Origin of the sequence: Cellulomonas septica, from assembly GCF_012396155.1 — a bacterium.
GTDB classification, from domain to species: Bacteria; Actinomycetota; Actinomycetes; order Actinomycetales; family Cellulomonadaceae; genus Cellulomonas; species Cellulomonas septica.
Genome location: NZ_JAAXOY010000827.1, coordinates 1 through 1309, shown reverse-complemented (window position 1 = coordinate 1309; position 1309 = coordinate 1). Strand labels below are relative to the sequence as shown.

The 1309-nt window shown below is 75.3% G+C and carries 1 protein-coding gene; it reads right to left on the bottom strand.

Annotated features, from left to right (window positions below):
- Positions 1-1262: lipid II flippase MurJ (murJ, locus tag HGA02_RS19560; protein ID WP_168681059.1), on the bottom strand; the 1262-nt coding region annotated here is incomplete at its 3' end.
- Positions 1263-1309 lie beyond the last annotated feature (47 nt).

The window sequence follows — 1309 nt, the reverse complement described above, 5'->3', positions numbered from 1 at the left end:
ACCACGGCGAGCGCGACCGACCCGACGGCGGCGGTCGCCCAGCCGATCACGTTGGCCGTCACGGCCGCCCGGCCGCGCTCGAGCGCGTACAGCGCGCGCGACACGTGGAACATCACGGCGAAACCGACGAGCCCCGGCATCATCAGCGTGATCGTCGGCGCCATCGCCCCGATGCCGTCCCGGTCCCGTCCGATGGTCCCGAACACGTCGGCCACGGCGGGCGCCGCGGCTGCGACCGCTGCCGCGCCGACGCCGGCCGCGGCGACGACCGCCCGTGTCGTGGCGGACGCCATCGACGCGTACTCGCCGAGGCGGCCGTCCTTCGCGCGGGCCGCGAGGCGCGGGAACGTCGAGGTCGCGAGCGGGACGACGAGCACCGCGTACGGCAGCAGGTACACCTGCTGGGACCACACGTACAGCGAGAACGTGCCGTCACCGCCGCGCCACGACGCGACGAGCATGACGACGAGCGTCGTGAGCTGCTGCGCGACGAGCGACCCCACCCCGGCGAACGCCAGCGCGGCGAACGGTCGCGCGACCCCGGGCGGGAACCGCAGCGTGGGCCGCAGGCGGACACCGAGGCGGTGCACGGGCCAGAACATCGGCAGGGCCATGACCGCGACGCCCGCCGTCGTGCCCCACGCGAGCACCGTGAGGGCCGCGTCCCCGGCGGCCGCGGGGTCGTCCAGCTCCCCACCCGCGAGGTGGCCGTAGGTCGCGTACACCGCGATCACGACGACCGACGACATCACGGGGGCGAACGCCGGCCAGAAGAACCTCTTGTGCGCCTGCAGCACCGCGTACAGCAGCACCGCCACGCCGTAGAGCGGCACCTGCACCGCGAACACCGTGACGAAGTACCGCAGCAGGTCCCGCTGCGCGTCGGCGAGATCGGGCCAGACGGCGGCGATGGGTCCGGCGAGCGCCGCGAGCAGCGCGCCGAGCGGCACGAGCACCGCGAGCGTCCACCCGAGCGCGGCCGACGCGACCGCGTCGACGTCCTCGCGGAGGTTCTTCGCGACGGGCAGGGCGAGCAGCGGCACGAGCGCGCCCGCGAGCGCGCCTCCCGCAGCGGCCTCGAACAGCACGTTCGGCAGCAGGTTGGCCGAGTTGTAGGTGCTCCCGATCGCGCCGACGCCGAACGCGCTGGCCTGCACGAGGTAGCGGCCGAACCCGAGCACGCGGCTCAGCACGGTGATCGCGGCGATCATCGCCGCGGCACCGCCGAGCCCGCCCAGGACCCGGCGAGCGGTGGGGCTCACCGCGGTCCGGTCGTCGACGACGCCGCGCCCTCGCCCGTCCCGTCGCG